Origin of the sequence: Faecalibacterium sp. OF04-11AC (assembly GCF_003460645.1) — a bacterium.
Classification (GTDB): domain Bacteria; phylum Bacillota; class Clostridia; order Oscillospirales; family Ruminococcaceae; genus Faecalibacterium; species Faecalibacterium prausnitzii_I.
Genome location: NZ_QTVP01000017.1, coordinates 1 through 16,017, shown reverse-complemented (window position 1 = coordinate 16,017; position 16,017 = coordinate 1). Strand labels below are relative to the sequence as shown.

At 59.0% G+C, this 16,017-nt stretch carries 12 protein-coding genes, 1 tRNA gene and 1 pseudogene; 4 read left to right on the top strand and 10 right to left on the bottom strand.

Translation table 11 applies throughout. From position 1 onward, the window contains the following. Positions 1 to 13: 13 nt before the first annotated feature. The 7 genes and pseudogenes from DXA70_RS09105 to DXA70_RS09075 all read right to left on the bottom strand — a co-directional run bounded on the left by DXA70_RS09105 (position 14) and on the right by DXA70_RS09075 (position 6,207). On the bottom strand, positions 14 to 1,132 hold the full coding sequence (locus tag DXA70_RS09105) for a site-2 protease family protein (RefSeq protein ID WP_128118277.1): 1,119 nt from the start codon (positions 1,130 to 1,132) through the stop codon (positions 14 to 16). A gap of 12 nt (positions 1,133 to 1,144) precedes the next feature. Next, a pseudogene (gene dxr, locus DXA70_RS09100) lies at positions 1,145 to 2,295 on the bottom strand (1-deoxy-D-xylulose-5-phosphate reductoisomerase). 19 nt (positions 2,296 to 2,314) lie between these two features. After that, positions 2,315 to 3,175, bottom strand: a complete 861-nt coding sequence (locus DXA70_RS09095) for a phosphatidate cytidylyltransferase (RefSeq protein ID WP_128118276.1) — start codon at positions 3,173 to 3,175, stop codon at positions 2,315 to 2,317. Between the two features lie 44 nt (positions 3,176 to 3,219). After that, positions 3,220 to 3,933, bottom strand: a complete 714-nt coding sequence (gene uppS / locus DXA70_RS09090) for a polyprenyl diphosphate synthase (protein WP_128118275.1) — start codon at positions 3,931 to 3,933, stop codon at positions 3,220 to 3,222. A gap of 112 nt (positions 3,934 to 4,045) precedes the next feature. Further along, entirely contained in the window at positions 4,046 to 4,600 is a 555-nt protein-coding gene (frr, locus tag DXA70_RS09085; protein ID WP_022256805.1) for a ribosome recycling factor, read from the bottom strand. Between the two features lie 79 nt (positions 4,601 to 4,679). After that, a complete protein-coding gene (pyrH, locus tag DXA70_RS09080; protein WP_022256806.1) occupies positions 4,680 to 5,390 on the bottom strand; it encodes a UMP kinase in 711 nt (236 codons plus the stop codon). A gap of 121 nt (positions 5,391 to 5,511) precedes the next feature. Then, complete coding sequence (locus DXA70_RS09075) at positions 5,512 to 6,207, bottom strand: DNA alkylation repair protein (protein WP_128118274.1); 696 nt, start codon at positions 6,205 to 6,207, stop codon at positions 5,512 to 5,514. Positions 6,208 to 6,548: 341 nt separating this feature from the next. Here DXA70_RS09075 and DXA70_RS09070 point away from each other — a divergent pair. Beyond that, positions 6,549 to 6,623: transfer RNA gene (locus tag DXA70_RS09070), tRNA-Gly, on the top strand. An 82-nt stretch (positions 6,624 to 6,705) separates the two neighbouring features. Here DXA70_RS09070 and DXA70_RS09065 read toward each other — a convergent pair. After that, complete coding sequence (locus tag DXA70_RS09065) at positions 6,706 to 8,313, bottom strand: MBL fold metallo-hydrolase (protein WP_128118273.1); 1,608 nt, start codon at positions 8,311 to 8,313, stop codon at positions 6,706 to 6,708. A gap of 211 nt (positions 8,314 to 8,524) precedes the next feature. On the opposite strand from DXA70_RS09065, the gene typA reads away from it, so the two are divergent. Continuing rightward, positions 8,525 to 10,348: a translational GTPase TypA gene (gene typA, locus DXA70_RS09060; protein ID WP_128118272.1), complete on the top strand. Its 1,824-nt coding sequence runs from the start codon at positions 8,525 to 8,527 to the stop codon at positions 10,346 to 10,348. 90 nt (positions 10,349 to 10,438) lie between these two features. On the opposite strand, the gene DXA70_RS09055 is transcribed toward typA, so the two are convergent. After that, on the bottom strand, positions 10,439 to 11,467 hold the full coding sequence (locus tag DXA70_RS09055) for a GDSL-type esterase/lipase family protein (protein WP_128118271.1): 1,029 nt from the start codon (positions 11,465 to 11,467) through the stop codon (positions 10,439 to 10,441). Between the two features lie 377 nt (positions 11,468 to 11,844). Here DXA70_RS09055 and DXA70_RS09050 point away from each other — a divergent pair, with 377 nt between their 5' ends. Together DXA70_RS09050 and DXA70_RS09045 are read left to right on the top strand one after the other, a co-directional pair. Then, on the top strand, positions 11,845 to 13,068 hold the full coding sequence (locus DXA70_RS09050; protein ID WP_128118270.1) for a 6-phosphofructokinase: 1,224 nt from the start codon (positions 11,845 to 11,847) through the stop codon (positions 13,066 to 13,068). A gap of 120 nt (positions 13,069 to 13,188) precedes the next feature. Then, positions 13,189 to 14,415, top strand: a complete 1,227-nt coding sequence (locus DXA70_RS09045) for a 6-phosphofructokinase (RefSeq protein ID WP_128118269.1) — start codon at positions 13,189 to 13,191, stop codon at positions 14,413 to 14,415. Between the two features lie 96 nt (positions 14,416 to 14,511). On the opposite strand, the gene aspS is transcribed toward DXA70_RS09045, so the two are convergent. Beyond that, on the bottom strand, positions 14,512 to 15,846 hold the full coding sequence (aspS, locus tag DXA70_RS09040; RefSeq protein ID WP_128118268.1) for an aspartate--tRNA(Asn) ligase: 1,335 nt from the start codon (positions 15,844 to 15,846) through the stop codon (positions 14,512 to 14,514). Positions 15,847 to 16,017 lie beyond the last annotated feature (171 nt).

The following is a 16,017-nucleotide window of genomic DNA, read 5'->3' as shown; positions in this document are numbered from 1 at the left end:
TTACTTCCTTTCGTCAAATCGCCCCGGTGATGAGCCGGAGAATATCGTTGTACGTTGCAAAAATCATCAGACCGAACAACAGCGCAAAAGCCGCCACGGTCAGGCTGCCCTGGATCTTTTCCGGCACGGCATAGCCCGTGATCCCCTCGATCAGGAGGAAAACGATCTTGCCGCCATCCAGCGCCGGGAACGGCAGCAGATTGAAGATGCCCAGGTTGATGGTAATGAGCACCAGCAGTTCCAGCAGATCCTGCCAGCCATAGCTGGCCGCCTGCCCGATGGCTGTTACGATGCCCACCGGGCCGGAAAGATCGTTGATGCTCTCCCGCCCGCGCACAAGGTCCGCCAGCGAGGTGTAGATGATCCGCCCGTAATAGAGCACGCTGTTGCCCGCCTCTTTCAGGACATTGAGGGGCGTTTTTTGGATGCCGTAGACCGTAAAGCCGAGGCTCATGTGGGTCTCGCCGGAGTCATCCACCCAGGTATCAAACTGGACATCCGGCAGTTCCACAGTCTTGCCATCCCGCAGGACGGTAAAATCTGCCCGGTACTGCTCGGCGCGCACCAGCTCATAGATCATATCGTTAGCCACAAAGCACCGCCGTCCGTTGACGGCCAGCACCTTGTCCCCTGCTTCCAGACCTGTCTGGCCGCAGAGCGCCCCCTCGTTGATTTTATAAATGACCCGGCTGGTGATGGGCTCGTTCCGGGCCGAGATGAGCACCACCAGCACCACAAAGCCCAGCACAAAGTTCATAAACGCGCCGGCCGCCATCACCAGCATCCGCTGCCAGACGGCCGCCTCGTTCAGGGGCTTGCCAAACCTCTCCGGCTGCCGCGCAGCCATCTCCCCTGTCAGGGGAGGCTCTGGCGTGTCGCGGAGGGTCTCCGCCTGTTGGCTCTCGGGGCTTTCCTCGCCCTCCAGCGCCACATAGCCGCCCACCGGGAGCAGCCGCAGGCTGTACTGGGTGCCATGGTAAATTTTATGCCACAGCGCCGGGCCCATGCCAATGGAAAACTCGTTGACCTGCACGCCGCAGAGCTTTGCCACCGCAAAGTGGCCAAACTCGTGAATGGCGATCACCGCGCCAAAGACAAAGAGGGCTGCCAGAAACGTGATAATAAAAGACATAGCTTCTCCGGTTTACAGATGTGCCCGCACGAACGCGCGAGCCATCTTGTCGCACTCGTACACATCAGCGAGGGTATAGTCGCCGCCAAAGCTGTCGCTGTCCACCACAGCCTCCACCAGACGGCCGATATCCAAAAAGCCGATCTTATCCTCGAGGAAGAGCTTGACGGCCTCCTCGTTGGCGCCGTTGGCGGCGCAGGGGCCCAGGCCGCCTTTCTTGATGGCTTTCTTGCAGGCCGCCAGGCAGCGGAACGTCTCTTCGTCAGCCACATCAAAGGTCAGCAGTTTGAGGGTGGTGAAATCCAGCTCCGGCACCACGCCCGGCACACGGGCCGGGTAGGTCAGGGCATACTGGATGGGAATGCGCATATCGGGCACGCCCAGCTGTGCAATGATGGAGTTGTCGCTGTACTGCACGGCCGAGTGGACGACGCTCTGGCGCTGGACCACGATCTGGATTTTTTCCGGGGGCAGACCGAACAGCCAGACGGCCTCGATGAGCTCCAGACCCTTGTTCATCAGGGTAGCGGAGTCAATGGTGATCTTGGCGCCCATGTTCCAGTTGGGGTGCTTGAGGGCATCGGCCTTGGTCTTGCCCCGCAGTTCCTCGGTCTTCATCCCGAAGAACGGGCCGCCGGAAGCCGTGAGCAGAATCTTGGTCAGACTCTTGGCGCTCTCTTTATCCTGCAGGCACTGAAAGATGGCAGAGTGCTCACTGTCCACGGGCAGCAGCTTGACGCCGTGCTTTGCCACCGCCTGAGTGACCAGATGGCCGCCCGTGACAAGGCTCTCTTTGTTGGCCAGCGCCAGATCGTGGCCGCTCTCAATGGCGGTCAGGCTGGCACCCAGACCCGCGATCCCCACCACGCTGTTCAGCACCACATCGGTGCCGTCCATGGCGGCCAGCTCTTTCAGGCCCTCGGGGCCCACCAGCAGCTTGGGCGCGTTGGCACGTCCGGAGAGGCCGCGTCCAGTTTGGCGGCAGCCTCAGGGTTGGTCATGCAGACGTACTTTGGGTGGAATTCCTCCACCTGTTCGAGAATTTTATCCACGTGGCTGTGGGCCGAGAGGCCAAACACCTCATAGCCCTGTGCACGGATGACATCCAGACTCTGGGTGCCGATGGAACCGGTGGAGCCCAGAAGCGTAATTTTTTTCGACATAAAAAGCTTCCTCCTATGGTTACTGATAGAAGACCGCCGTGATCACCATGGTGACGAACGGTGCAATGAACATCACACTGTCAAAGCGGTCCAGGATGCCGCCATGGCCCGGGAAAATGGTGCCGTAATCCTTGATGCCGCACTGGCGCTTGACCACACTGGCAAACAGGTCGCCATAAATGCCCAGCACCGCCGCCACACAGGCCAGCAGCGCAATGACAACGTACATCGAAACACCGATGTTGGAGCGGGTAAAGGCCTCCATCCGGTCCGCCGCGATGGAATAAATGAGGGTCGCCGCCACGCCGAACACCATCGTGCCCAGCACGCCGCCAATGGCACCCTCCACGGTCTTTTTAGGGCTGACCACCGGGCAGAGCTTGTGCTTGCCGAACGCGCGGCCTGCAAAGTAGGCGCAGGTATCGCCGCCCCAGGCAAAGCAGAGGATGAGCAGGATGAAGAAGACGGCGTCATAGCCGTACTCCTCCACGGGCAGCAGCTCCTTGAGCCGGATGAACGAGTAGAAGCAGAAGATCACAATGCCCGAAAACATCGCAAGGCCGCTGGCTTTCTGGTAGCTGATGGTCCCGTTGCGCACCACCAGATAGATGGCATAGAACAGCACCACCAGGAACGAGGCGGGCATGACCAGACGGCGGAAGAGCTCATAACTCGACAGCATGATCAGGAATGTGTATGGCACCAGAACCCCCAAGAGCGGCCAGCCCTGCTTCTCAAAACCGAGGGCCGCGTAAATTTCATGGAGGGCAATGAGGGTGATGGCCGTGATGACCAGATTAAAGATCAGGGTGTCAAACGTGAACAGAACACCAATGAGGACGACAATGCCCACAACGGCTGTGATGATTCTTGTTTTCATAGGGTTTTGTTTCTCCTTTGGAAATCTGCCGGGGCGGCTTTTGTTCAGATGCCGCCGAACCGACGGGAGCGCTTGTTGAATTCCGTGATGGCGGCGTCCAGGTCGTCGTGGGTGAAATCAGGCCAGAGAACATCCATCTCTACCAGCTCGGAATAGGCAGCCTGCCAGAGCATGAAATTAGAAAGCCGCTTCTCGCCCGAGGGACGGAGGATGAAATCCGGGTCTTTCTGGCCGGTGGTGTACATGGCGTCCGACATCATCTCCTCGGTGATGTCCTCCGGCTGAAGTTCTCCGGCCTTGACTTTCTCGGCCAGCTGCCGGGCCGCCCGCACGATCTCCGGGCGGCCGCCGTAGTTGACGGCAATGTTCAGGGTCATGCCCGTCTTGTGAGCGGAGTCTTCCTCCAGCTCATTCATCAGCTTCTGGAGCTTGGGGTCCAGGGCAGTGCGGTCGCCCAGGAACTTGATGCGGATGTTGCGGTCCTTATAGTTGAAGCCCTTGAGCAGGTACTCGCCAAACAGCTTCATGATGGCGCTGACTTCTTCCAGCGGGCGCTTCCAGTTTTCCGTCGAGAACGCGTAGAAATACACCGACGAAACCCCCAGCTCCTCGCAGTAGTTGGCGATGTCCTGGAAGACGGCGGCGCCCTTTTTGTGCCCGGCCGTGCGGGGCAGGCCCCGCTGCTTGGCCCAGCGGCCGTTGCCGTCCATAATGATGCCGATGGACAGGCCCTCGGCAAATTCTTTGGGATGGTTCATGAAAGATCCTCCTGCGTTTGCGGAGAGGGTCTCCCCTCCCCGGGTCTGGAAAAAGTGCCGCGCACCTGTTCCAAGCGCACGGCACCTCCTGTTTTTCGTTTACCGCGGCCGATCAGACGGACATGATCTCTTTCTGCTTTTCTTCAACAGCGGCGTCAATGTTCTTGATATACTTGTCCGTCAGCTTCTGGACATCCTCTTCCATCGTCTTCTGGGTGTCCTCGGTCAGCTCACCGGTCTTCTTCATCGCCTTGGCCTTGTCCATGGCCTCGCGGCGGACATTGCGGACAGCCACCTTGGCCTCCTCGCCCAGCTTGGAGACTTCCTTAGCCAGCTGCTTGCGGCGCTCCTCGTTGGGAGCCGGGAAGTTCAGGCGGATGGTCTGGCCGTCGTCAATGGGGGTGATGCCCACATCGCTGGCCATGATGGCCTTGCTGATGGCGCGCAGCAGGCTGCGATCCCAGGGAGTAATGGTCAGGGTGCGGGCCTCGCTGACGGCCACGGATGCCACCTGCTGGATGGGAGTGGGCGCACCATAGTAATCCACGCTGACCTTATCCAGCACAGCGGGGTTTGCGCGGCCTGCACGCACAGCGGCCAGCTCACGGTTCAGATGCTCCACAGAGCTCTTCATTTTCTCTTCAAATGCCTTGGTGTTGCTGCTCATTGTCCTAGTCTCCTGTTTCTTATCATTAACCAGCCAAAGCGCGGCTGGTTCATTCTATGATGGCGTTCGGGATATTATCTCAGCCCTCGTAGACCAGCGTCCCCACATTCTCGCCCTGCACGGCGCGGGCAATGTTGTCCGGGTCGGCCAGGTCAAACACGAGGATGGGGAGCTTGTTGTCCCGGCAGAGGGTGGCAGCCGTGCCGTCCATAACGGCCAGCCGGTCTTCCAGCACCTTGGTAAAGGTCAGGGTATCGTACTTCTTGGCGTCGGGGTACTTGTGGGGATCCTTATCGTAGACGCCATCCACCATGGTGGCCTTGAACATGATGTCCGCCGAGACCTCAACGGCACGCAGAGCCGTGGTGGTATCGGTGGAGAAGAACGGGTTGCCCGTGCCGCCGCCGAAAATGGCGATCTTGCCCTCCTCCATGGCGCGCAGAGCATCCTTGCGGGTAAAAGCCGGAGCCACCTGCGGCATAGTGATGGAGGTAAACACCTCGGTCTGCACACCCAGCTGCTCCAGCTTGTCGGAGACGGCCAGCGCGTTCATCACCGTTGCCAGCATCCCGATCTTATCGGCCAGAGTGCGCTCCATCTTGCCGCTGGAACGGCCGCGCCAGAAGTTGCCGCCGCCAACCACAATGCCGATCTGCACGCCCAGCTCATGGGCTTTCTTCACGCCGCCGCAGATGGCGTCCATGGTGGGCTCATCAAAGCCCGTGCCTTTTTCGCCGCCCAGTGCTTCGCCGCTGATCTTAAGCAGGATACGCTGATATTTCAATGCCATAATCCAAACACCGCCTGTTCTATCTTCCGTCGGGGCATACCCCGGCATTTTTACTATAGTTTATTTTACAATAAAACCTGCATAAAGTAAACAGGAAATCTGCGCAGAGATCCGGAAGCTTTTATGAACGGCTGCGCAGACCGCGCAGCAGCTGCTTCATTCCGGGCGGAATGCGGCGGCTTTCCACCGCTTTCTGGATGGCTTTGTTGTGGGTCCACAGATCCAGCCGCTTTTCTGTGAGCCACGGCAGCGCGGCATCCGGCTGTTTTGCCAGTGCCGTGGCAAAATACCATGCCCGCATCATATTGATATAGTATTCCGTGCTGCGCACATCGGCCACCCATTCCAGATATTCCGGCCGGAATGCATCATCCAGATAATAGCGCATCAGCATCTCCATGCCATAGCGCACGGTGTATGCATCACCCGAATCCAGCCAGCGGCGAATGGGCACCAGCAGCTCCTTCTTGTGCTTCGCAAACACTTTGGGGCAGAAGCAGTCGCAGGTGGCCCAGTTGTTGATGTAGGGCAGGAACGCTTCCGTTTCAGCCAGCGCCCTGTCGTAGTCCCGGATGAGCTCGATCAGGAACGCGTGGAGGTTGTTCTCTTCGTAGTATCCATGCGGCAGGGCCTGCAAAAACACCTCTGCCTGCGCTGTGCCCGCGAGCTGTTTTGCCAGCCTGCGCAGAGCCGGAACGCGCACGCCAATCACCGTTTCCGGCGGCACGGTGGGCATCAACGCACTGTGAAAGGTGCGGTATGTTTCATCCTGCAAGGCAAACAGCTGCGCACGAATGATCTCTGCTTCCGGCTCCATCCTCTCTACCTCCGTTCTTTTCTATTGTAGCAGAGCCGTATGGAAAAGCAAGGCCGTTCCGGAATTCTTTTCCGGTGCTTTAAGGAACACACAACATTGAAATCAACTTTCCAAATAAAGGCTTCCCCCGGTCGGGGGAAGCTGTCACCGCAGGTAACTGACGAGGGCGCAGGATAGCGGCATTTTGCCCTAAATACCCCTCATCCGGCGCTACGCGCCACCTTCCCCCCAAGGGGTGAAGGCTTTCGCTCCAGATCAAGCTTCCAAAATTGATTTCCATGAACACACAAAAATTGGGCTGGACATTTGCGCCGGAACATGCTATACTATTCCCTGCAAATGCGGGCATCGTACATCGGCTAGTATATCAGCCTTCCAAGCTGAGGAGGTGGGTTCGATTCCCATTGCCCGCTCCATGCAGAAAAGCACCGTGGCTCTTCGGAACCACGGTGCTTTTGGTTTATCTTATTGTTTTCCCTATTATGATCTGGCTTGCCGTTATCGGTCCCACTTGTCGCACAGGGCGTTGATCTGGTCGGCAAACTTGGCCAGGTCCTTGTTGGCACCGCCCTCGTTGTGCTCGATGACGCGGAGTAGCCGCTTACCGGCGCTGACCAGCCGCTGGAAGACGGTGGCGGCACGGCTTGCACTCTCGCCGAGCCGATGCTCAATGTGGACACGATTGCCCTCCTTGATGCAGACAGCGCCCTCGGCCCCGATGCCCCACTGCTCGCCGTTGTAGGGTGCGCTGGCCGTGAAGCCCTGTTCTTTCAGGGTCTGGGCGAAGATGTCCTCCACCTCGTCGTTGCCGTGGACGATGAACACCCGCTTGGGCTTGGGCTCAAAGGAGTTGACCCAGCGGAGCAGACCGTCCTTGTCCGCATGGCCGGAGAGGCCGGTCAGCTGGCAGATGTCCGCCTGCACCTCGATGGTCTCGCCGAAAAGCTTGACGGTGGTTGCCCCATCTATTAAGGTGCGGCCCAGAGTACCCACGGCCTGATAACCCACGAAGAGGATGGTGCATTCCGGCCGCCAGAGGTTATGCTTGAGGTGGTGGCGGATACGGCCCGCCTCGCACATGCCGCTGGCCGAAATGATGACCTTGGGCACCGGGTCGGCGTTGATCATCCGGGATTCGTCACTGGTGATGCTGACCCGCAGCCCCGGGAACTGGATCGGATTGATGTTGGCGTCCAGCAACGCCCGGGTCTCGGTATCGTAGCATTCTTCATCCGTGTTCTGGAAAATGCGGGTGGCCTCAATGGCCAGCGGGCTGTCGATGTAGACCGGGAAGTTTCCGTGGCCGGTGACAAGACCTTTTTCCTTGATCTCCCGGATGAAGTAGAGCAGCTCCTGGGTGCGGCCCACCGCAAAGCTGGGGATGACCACATTGCCACCCCGGTCGAACGTCCGCTGTAAAATCTTGCTCAGCTCCGCCACATAATCGGGCTTGGGGCCGTGGAGGCGGTCGCCGTAAGTGGATTCCATCACCACATAGTCGGCGTCCGTGATGTAGGCCGGGTCCTTGATGAGGGGCTGGTTGGTGTTGCCGATATCCCCCGAGAAGACCAGCTTGGTGGTGCTGCCGTTTTCCGTGACCCAGATCTCGATGCTGGAGGAGCCCAGCAAATGGCCCACGTCCACAAAGCGGATCTCCAGCCCGGGGGCCAGCTCCACTTTCGTCTCATAATCCACGCCGATGAACAGCTTCATGGCCGCTTCGGCGTCCTGCACCGTGTACATCGGCTCAACCGGGGCGTCACCGGCACGCTTTGCCTTGCGGTTTTTCCACTCAGCTTCAAATTCCTGAATGTGCGCCGAGTCCCGCAGCATAATGTCGCACAGCTCCGTGGTCGGCTTGGTGGCGTAAATTTTACCCCGGAAGCCGTTGCGCACCAGCAATGGCAGCAGGCCGGTGTGGTCGATGTGGGCATGCGTCGCCAGCACACCGTCGATCTCACCTGGGGCCACCGGGATGGGCTGGTTCTCGTAGATGTCCTTGCCCTGTTCCATGCCGCAGTCGATCAGGTAGCGCTGCCCGGCTGCTTCCAGCAGTGTACAGCTGCCTGTTACTTCATGGTTCGCACCCAAAAATGTCAGTTTCATAAACACACCTCCCGGTATGGTTTGGATTCCAGCCCAATTATACCACATTCGTCGGTTGTCTTCTGCCCAAATCGCAGCGTGTTTCTCGGGCAAAACGCCGAAACCTTGAAAAATTTTTTAGACAATCTTGACAAACCACCCTGAATTGCGATAAACTGAAAAATGTATGACGTAACTTCTACACAAGATTCAAAATAGAGAGGTTGTTTTTATGGTTCGTAACGATTTGCGCAACGTTGCCATTATCGCTCACGTTGACCACGGCAAAACCACCCTGGTGGACGCAATGCTGCATCAGAGCGGTGCATTCCGTGATAACCAGGTCGTCGCCGAGCGTGTCATGGACAGCGGCGATATCGAGCGTGAGCGCGGCATTACCATTCTGGCCAAGAACTGCTCCTGCACCTACAAGGGTGTCAAGATCAACATTGTTGATACCCCGGGCCACGCCGACTTTGGCGGCGAGGTGGAGCGCGTGCTGAAGATGGTCAACGGCGTTCTGCTGCTGGTGGACGCTGCTGAGGGCTGCATGCCCCAGACCCGTTTCGTGCTGCAGAAAGCCCTGCAGCAGAACCTGAGCCTGGTGGTGGCCATCAATAAGATCGACCGTCCTGATGCCCGCATCAAGGAAGTCATCGACGAAGTGCTCTACCTGCTGATGGATCTGGGCGCTACCGATGAGCAACTGGACTGCCCCATGCTGTTCTGCTGCGGCCGTCAGGGCACTGCCAGCCTGGATCCGGATGTCCCCGGCACCGATCTGGTCCCCCTGTTCGATACCCTGCTGAGCACCATCAAACCGCCTGAGGGCGACCCCGCGGCTCCGTTCCAGATGCTGGTGTCCTCCGTGGACTACAACGAGTTCGTCGGCCGCATTGGCATTGGCCGCATCCAGAACGGCGTGGCCAAGGTGGGCGAGGAAGTCGTCGTCTGCGACTGGCACAACCCCGACCTGAAGATGCGTGGCCGCCTGACCAAGCTGTATGACTTCCAGGCCAACGGCCGTCAGCCCTGCGACAACATCACCGCAGGCGATATCGTCGCATTCTCCGGCCTGCCCGATGTCACCATCGGCAACACCCTGTGCAGCCCCTCCCAGGTGGAGCCGCTGCCCTTTGTCAAGATCAACGACCCGACCGTTGAGATGACGTTTTCTGTCAACGACAGCCCCCTGGCTGGCCGTGAGGGCAAGTTCGTCACCAGCCGTCAGATCCGTGACCGCCTGCAGAAAGAGCTGCTGAAAGACGTTGCTCTGAAAGTGGAAGACTCTGCCACCACCGATTCGTTCCGTGTCATGGGCCGTGGCGAGATGCACCTGTCCATCCTCATCGAGACCATGCGCCGTGAGGGTTATGAGCTGCAGGTCTCTCCCCCGCATGTTCTGACCAAGGTCATCGACGGCAAGACCTACGAGCCTATGGAGCACGTTGTCATCGACGTCCCTTCCCAGTATCAGGGCGCTGTCATGACCGGCCTGGGCACCCGTAAGGCCATCCTGCAGCAGATGGAATCCCTGGGCACCGACCGTGTCCGCCTGGAGTTCCGGATGCCCAGCCGCGGCCTGTTCGGTTACCGCAACCAGTTCCTGACCGACACCCACGGTGAGGGCGTCATCAACCAGATCTTTGATGGTTATGATGTCTGGGCTGGCATGATCGCCAACCGCTCCACCGGTTCTCTGGTCAGCTTTGAGACCGGCGAGGCTGTCACCTACGGCCTGTTCAACGCACAGCAGCGTGGTACTCTGCTGGTGGGCGCTGGCGAAAAGGTCTACGAGGGCATGGTCATCGGCTACACCGCTTCCGGCGAGGATGTGGATGTCAACGTCTGCAAGACCAAGCACCTGACCAATACCCGTGCTTCCGGCTCTGACGACGCTCTGCGCCTCATCCCCATCAGCAAGCTGAGCCTGGAGGGCTGCCTGGAGTTCTTGGCACCTGACGAGCTGCTGGAGGTCACCCCGGAGAACCTGCGCATCCGCAAGCAGATCCTGAACCACGAGCAGCGCATGAAAGCCAAGAGCAAGCTGAAGTAAGCTGCCGCGTTAAAATCAAAACGTACAAAATCCCCGATGTTCTCACAACCGAGAGCATCGGGGATTTTTGTTTGTTCCAATCACAAATTTTCAGTTCACCGCGTACGCGCTGCCCAAGGTCCAGGCATTGGTGGAGGCATACTTTGCATGGTTGCGCAGGTAGGTGACCCAGGCACCGTAGCCGTTGCCCGCCGAGAAGTGGACGCCGTCCGGGGCGGCCAGCACCTCTTTCAGGTTGCCCTCACCGTCTGCCATAGCCTCCCACAGGTCCAGATAAACGCAGCCTTTCTGCGCTGCCAGCTGGGCCAGCTGCTCATTCACCGAGCGGAGGACATCACTGGCGAGGCCCGGCTTTTCGGCCGCGGCTTCCGGCCGTACCGGCGGGATGGACTGCACATAGATCACGCAGTCGTCCCCCAATGCCTGCCGCAGCAGGTCCAGCATCTGGCCGTAATAGGCCAGGAAGCGGTCTGCCGCCCCCAGCGTGGTCAGGGTGTTGGTGCCCAGCAGGATATACAGCTTTTTGGGCCGCGCGGCTGCCAGCACATCCAGCGCCACTTCCTGCCCGCGCACACTGCTCTTGACAGCGCTCCGGTTGACGATGGCATCTGGACCAACACCTGTGTAGCCGCAGATGAGCGCCCCGCCCAGGTTGATGCTGTAGTCCGAAAAGCCGACCGTCAGGCTGTCGCCCAGGAACGCGGCATCCGAGAAGTAGCTCAGGTCCACCTGTCCGCAGCCGGGCTGACGGATCACGCTGCTGTCATAGGCTTTGACGTGATATGCCCCTGCCGTCTGCCGGGCCGGGCCAAACTGCTCCAGTGTCACCGCCGTACCGCCGCCTGCATTGGCTGTGGCACTGCTGTCACCGTTGGCCGTGGCGCTGTCCGCGCCGACACTGCCCTGCATGGGCAGCGGAGCCAGAATGTTCTGCGCCGTGCCTGCCGTGGCCGTCTGCTCTGCCTCGTCCTCATGCTTCTGGCCATTTTCCAGAATGGCTGTAATGGCAAACGACAAGATCAAAATGGCCGCAATGACTCCCAGCAGCCGCAGTTTGCCGCCTGCGCCGCCCCGCTGCCCATGGCCGCGGGCAGCATGATACTCATGTGAAATGCCCATCGTCTTTTTCCGCCCTCGTTTTCTTCCAGTTCTTTTCTTTATAATACGGGTATTCTGCCCGGAAAATTGCGTGTTATCCGCCGCGCAGCCATTTTTCAGACTGTGCGGGTTTTATTGTAGCATAATTTTTTTGCCCATGCAACCAATTAGGGCTTGCATACAACAGGCAAAACGGTTACAATAGAAATGTGACAGTTTTGTGCCTATTTCTTGAAGTGCATTCACATGCTGCCACCATTTTTGTACTACTTGCAGCCGTCGGTTCACCATTCCCGCCGCGACACGCAGTGCAGGGCGTATCGCACACCATGCGGGAGCCGCGCGGAAAGCGGCTGCGGAAGTAGAAATTTTTTCGGATTGGTAAGAAGGAGGTTCTCATGGCCAAGAACATCATCATCGGCCAGAGCGGCGGCCCCACGGCCGTCATCAATTCCAGTCTGGCGGGCGTGTACAAGGCGGCCCGCAGCCTGGGCGCGGATACCGTCTACGGTATGAAGTACGGCATTGAGGGATTGCTCAAGGAAGAGCTGCTGGAACTGAACATCCTGCTGGACGACCGCATGAGCATTGAGCTGCTCAAGCGCACCCCCTCCAGCTATCTGGGCAGCTGCCGCTATAAGCTGCCGGACCCGGATGTGGATTCCACCCCGTTCGTCAAACTGTTTACCCTGTTTGACAAATACGACATCTGCGCGGTGTTCTACATTGGCGGCAACGACTCCATGGACACCATTGCAAAGCTTTCCCGCTACGGAGCCAAGGTGGGCAGCAGCGTCCGGTTCATCGGGGTTCCCAAGACCATCGACAACGACCTCTGCCTGACAGACCACACGCCGGGCTACGGCTCTGCCGCCAAGTACATTGCCACCATCCTCAAGGAGGTCATCCGTGATTCCTCTGTTTACAACATCCGCAGCGTGACGGTGGCCGAGATCATGGGCCGCCACGCGGGCTGGCTGGCCGGTGCGGCCTGTCTGGCCGGCGGCGAGGACTGTGACGGCCCGGACCTCATCCTCCTGCCGGAAGTCCCCTTTGACCCGGAAAAATTCCTGGCTAAGGTGGACGAGCTGCAGCGCACCAAGCCCAATGTCATCATCGCGGCCAGCGAGGGCGTCAAGACGGCTGACGGCACCTACCTGTGCGACCTCGTCTCCGGGGCCGGGCAGCTGGACGCCTTTGGCCACAAGGCCATCCTGAGCGGCACCAGCCGCTACCTCTCCGAGCTCATCCACGAGAAGCTGGGCTGCAAGAGCCGCGCCATTGAGTTCTCGACCCTGCAGCGCTGCGCCAGCCATCTGGCCAGCCGCACCGACGTGAACGAGGCTTACGCCGTGGGTGGCGCCGCCGCAGCAGCAGCCTTTGCAGGCGAGACGGGCCGGATGATCGCCCTCAAGCGGATCTCCAGCTACCCTTACCAGTGCATCACCGAGTCGGTGGATGTGCAGCAGGTGGCAAACCTGGAGAAGAAAGTGCCCCTGGACTGGATCACCCCGGACGGGATGCAGGTGACGGCGGCCTTTGAGGAGTACGCCCGCCCGCTGATTCTGGACGAAGTGACCCCCGTTTACGTCAACGGTACTCCGCGCCACATCCGTCTGTAAATCTTGTTCTGCCCGGGCGGCCGGGCAAAGCCTTTGTCCCCTTTTCCGCGTCTGTTTTCGTGCTCCCTGCACGATTTTAGAATAAAAGCCGAAACAGAAAAAAACAAAGGAGAAATCATCATGGGTAAAAATGCAATCGTTGGTCAGTCTGGCGGTCCTACTTCCGTTATCAACGCAAGTCTGGCCGGTGTGTTCGAGAGCTGCAAGAGCCGCGGTGCCGATGTCGTATACGGCATGTGCAACGGTGTTGCAGGCCTGCTGGAGGAGCGCGTGGTGGATCTGTCCACCCTGCTGACGGACGACCTCGACATCGAACTGCTCAAGCGCACGCCGTCCAGCTTTCTGGGCAGCTGCCGCTACAAACTGCCGGACTGGCACACCGATGAAGCTGTGTACAAGAAGCTGTTTGCCATCCTGGAGAAGCTGAACATCGGTTACTTCTTCTACATCGGCGGCAACGACTCCATGGACACCATCGGCAAGCTGGCAGATTACGGCGCACGCATCCAGAGCGACATCCGCTTTATGGGCGTGCCCAAGACCATCGACAACGACCTGATGGTCACTGACCACACCCCCGGCTACGGCTCTGCTGCCAAGTACATCGGCGTGGTGATGAAAGAGATCATCCGTGACGCCACCGTTTACGGCACCAAGTATGTCACCGTGGTGGAGATCATGGGCCGCAACGCCGGCTGGCTGACCGCTGCCGCCGCTCTGGCCAAGGGCGATGACTGCGAGGGCGTGGATATGATCTGCCTGCCCGAGGTCCCGTTCAACGTGGAGCACTTTATTGAAAAGGTCCGCGTCATGCAGGAGAAGAAGCCCAGCATCGTGATCGCCGTCTCCGAGGGCGTCAAGCTGGAGGATGGCCGTTATGTCTGCGAGCTGGCTGACGATGTGCACGCGGTGGACGCATTCGGCCACAAAGCCCTGACCGGTACCGCCCGCTTCCTGGCCAACACCGTGGCCCGCAACCTGGACACCAAGACCCGCTGCATCGAGCTTTCTACCCTGCAGCGCTGCGCTGGCCACCTGACCAGCCGCACCGACATCACCGAGGCTTATCAGGTCGGCGGTGCTGCCGCCAAGGCCGCTTTTGAGGGTGTCACCGGCCAGATGGTCGCCCTGAAGCGCATCTCCAACAGCCCGTACCAGTGCGCCACCGAGCTCCACCCCATCAGCGAGGTGGCAAACCTGGAGAAGAAAGTGCCGCTGAGCTGGATGAACGAGAACCATACCCAGATGACGGAGGACTTCCTCGATTACGCGCGTCCGCTCATTCAGGCGGAACTGACCCCGCTGTACATCGCAGGCCTGCCCCACCACATCTACATGAAGAAGTAATTTCTCCTTTCCCGTTTCAGATACGCAGATAAAAAGGAGCGCTGTTTCCAACGAAACAGCGCTCCTTTTGTTATTTATTCTATGAACTGTGCCGCATCACGGAGTCAGACGGTTGGGGCCGCGGAACAGGAACTCCGCATCCTTGATGGACAAGCCGCAGAGCAGCATGGTCAGGCGGTCGATGCCCAGGCCAAAGCCGCCGTGCGGGGGGCAGCCATACTGGAAGAACTCCAGATAGAACTTGACGTCCTCGGCCAGGCCCTTTTCCTCTGCCTGCTTCTTCAGCACCTCGTAGCGGTGCTCACGCTGGGCACCGGTGGTGATCTCCACGCCGCGCCAGATCAGGTCGTAACCCTGGGGCACGCCGTTCTCGTCGCGCATGTGGTAGAACGCGCGCTTCTCCGCGGAATAATCGGTGATGAAGAGGAACTCGTGGTTGTAGTGCTTCTTGACCCACTCGTAGCTCAGGCGCTCGGCCTCGGTGGTCAGATCGCCTTTTTCGGACTCATCGACGGTGTAGCCGAACTCTTCTTCCAGGCCCTTGTACAGGTCGGCCAGCTTGACCACGGGGAACGGAGTCTCCGGCACGATGACTTCCTGGCCGAACAGCTCCTTGATCTGGTCGCCGTAGGCCTCCTTGACGGCTTTCAGGCCGGCCGTCAGCAGCTCCTCCTCCATCTTCATGACATCACGGTAAGAGGTGATGTAGCTGAACTCGAGGTCAAAGCCGGAGAACTCAGTGGAGTGTTTGTTGGTGTAGCTCTTCTCGGCGCGGAAGACAGGGCCCGTCTCAAAAATGCGCTCGAAACCAGCCGCCATGGCCATCTGCTTATAGAACTGGGGGCTCTGTGCCAGATAGGCGTTGCGGTCAAAGTAATCGACCTTGAATACCTCAGAGCCACTCTCGCTGGCCGCGGCGATCAGCTTGGGGGTGTGGATCTCAATGAAGCTGCGATCCAGCAGGAACTTGCGCATCGCGTTGACGAAGCAGCTCTGTGCCTTGAACATCAGCTGGTTCTCATCGGTGCGCAGGTCGATCCAGCGATAATCAATGCGCTGGTCGATGCTGGAGCGCTCGACGGCCTTTTTCTTCTTGGTGGCCGCGATCTCCTTGCGGACGATGGGCAGTGAATCCGCAATGCTCTCAATCTCGATCTCCGAGGGGATCATCTCGATGCCGCCCATCTTGACGTAATCGTTCTCCACCACCTTGCCGGTGACGGTGATGACCGAATCCGGGGTCAGCTTGTCGATGGTGTCCACCAGCTCGGGGTGGTCGGCTTTCTCGACGGTGATCTGGAGCTTGCCGGTAATATCTTTGAGCACGATAAAGGCCATGGCCTTGCTGTTGCGCAGGTTCTCAATGAAACCCTGCACCTTGATCGTGTTTCCAATTTCCTTGGGTACCTCTTGGATGTAGGTGCGATTCATGGAAATCCTCCTTTTTGGTGTTCCGTTATCTATCCTATTATATAACATTTTCGGCATAAATCAAGCAGCACCTCATCATTCCTATCTCCGGCTCTCCTTAGTAGGAGAGCTCCGCGACACGCCCGCGCAAAGCGGGATGGAGCGGTGAAAAGCGGGATGGAGCGGTGAGAG

Excerpts from the sequence above, each read along its gene's own strand:
- DXA70_RS09065 (WP_128118273.1), bottom strand. The coding sequence starts at position 8,313 with ATGAAACTGACATTTTTGGGTGCGAACCATGAAGTAACAGGCAGCTGT.
- pyrH (WP_022256806.1), bottom strand. The coding sequence starts at position 5,390 with ATGGCATTGAAATATCAGCGTATCCTGCTTAAGATCAGCGGCGAAGCA.
- DXA70_RS09075 (WP_128118274.1), bottom strand. The coding sequence starts at position 6,207 with ATGGAGCCGGAAGCAGAGATCATTCGTGCGCAGCTGTTTGCCTTGCAG.
- typA (WP_128118272.1), top strand. The coding sequence starts at position 8,525 with ATGGTTCGTAACGATTTGCGCAACGTTGCCATTATCGCTCACGTTGAC.
- frr (WP_022256805.1), bottom strand. The coding sequence starts at position 4,600 with ATGAGCAGCAACACCAAGGCATTTGAAGAGAAAATGAAGAGCTCTGTG.
- DXA70_RS09055 (WP_128118271.1), bottom strand. The coding sequence starts at position 11,467 with ATGGGCATTTCACATGAGTATCATGCTGCCCGCGGCCATGGGCAGCGG.
- DXA70_RS09095 (WP_128118276.1), bottom strand. The coding sequence starts at position 3,175 with ATGAAAACAAGAATCATCACAGCCGTTGTGGGCATTGTCGTCCTCATT.
- DXA70_RS09050 (WP_128118270.1), top strand. The coding sequence starts at position 11,845 with ATGGCCAAGAACATCATCATCGGCCAGAGCGGCGGCCCCACGGCCGTC.
- uppS (WP_128118275.1), bottom strand. The coding sequence starts at position 3,933 with ATGAACCATCCCAAAGAATTTGCCGAGGGCCTGTCCATCGGCATCATT.
- aspS (WP_128118268.1), bottom strand. The coding sequence starts at position 15,846 with ATGAATCGCACCTACATCCAAGAGGTACCCAAGGAAATTGGAAACACG.
- DXA70_RS09105 (WP_128118277.1), bottom strand. The coding sequence starts at position 1,132 with ATGTCTTTTATTATCACGTTTCTGGCAGCCCTCTTTGTCTTTGGCGCG.
- DXA70_RS09045 (WP_128118269.1), top strand. The coding sequence starts at position 13,189 with ATGGGTAAAAATGCAATCGTTGGTCAGTCTGGCGGTCCTACTTCCGTT.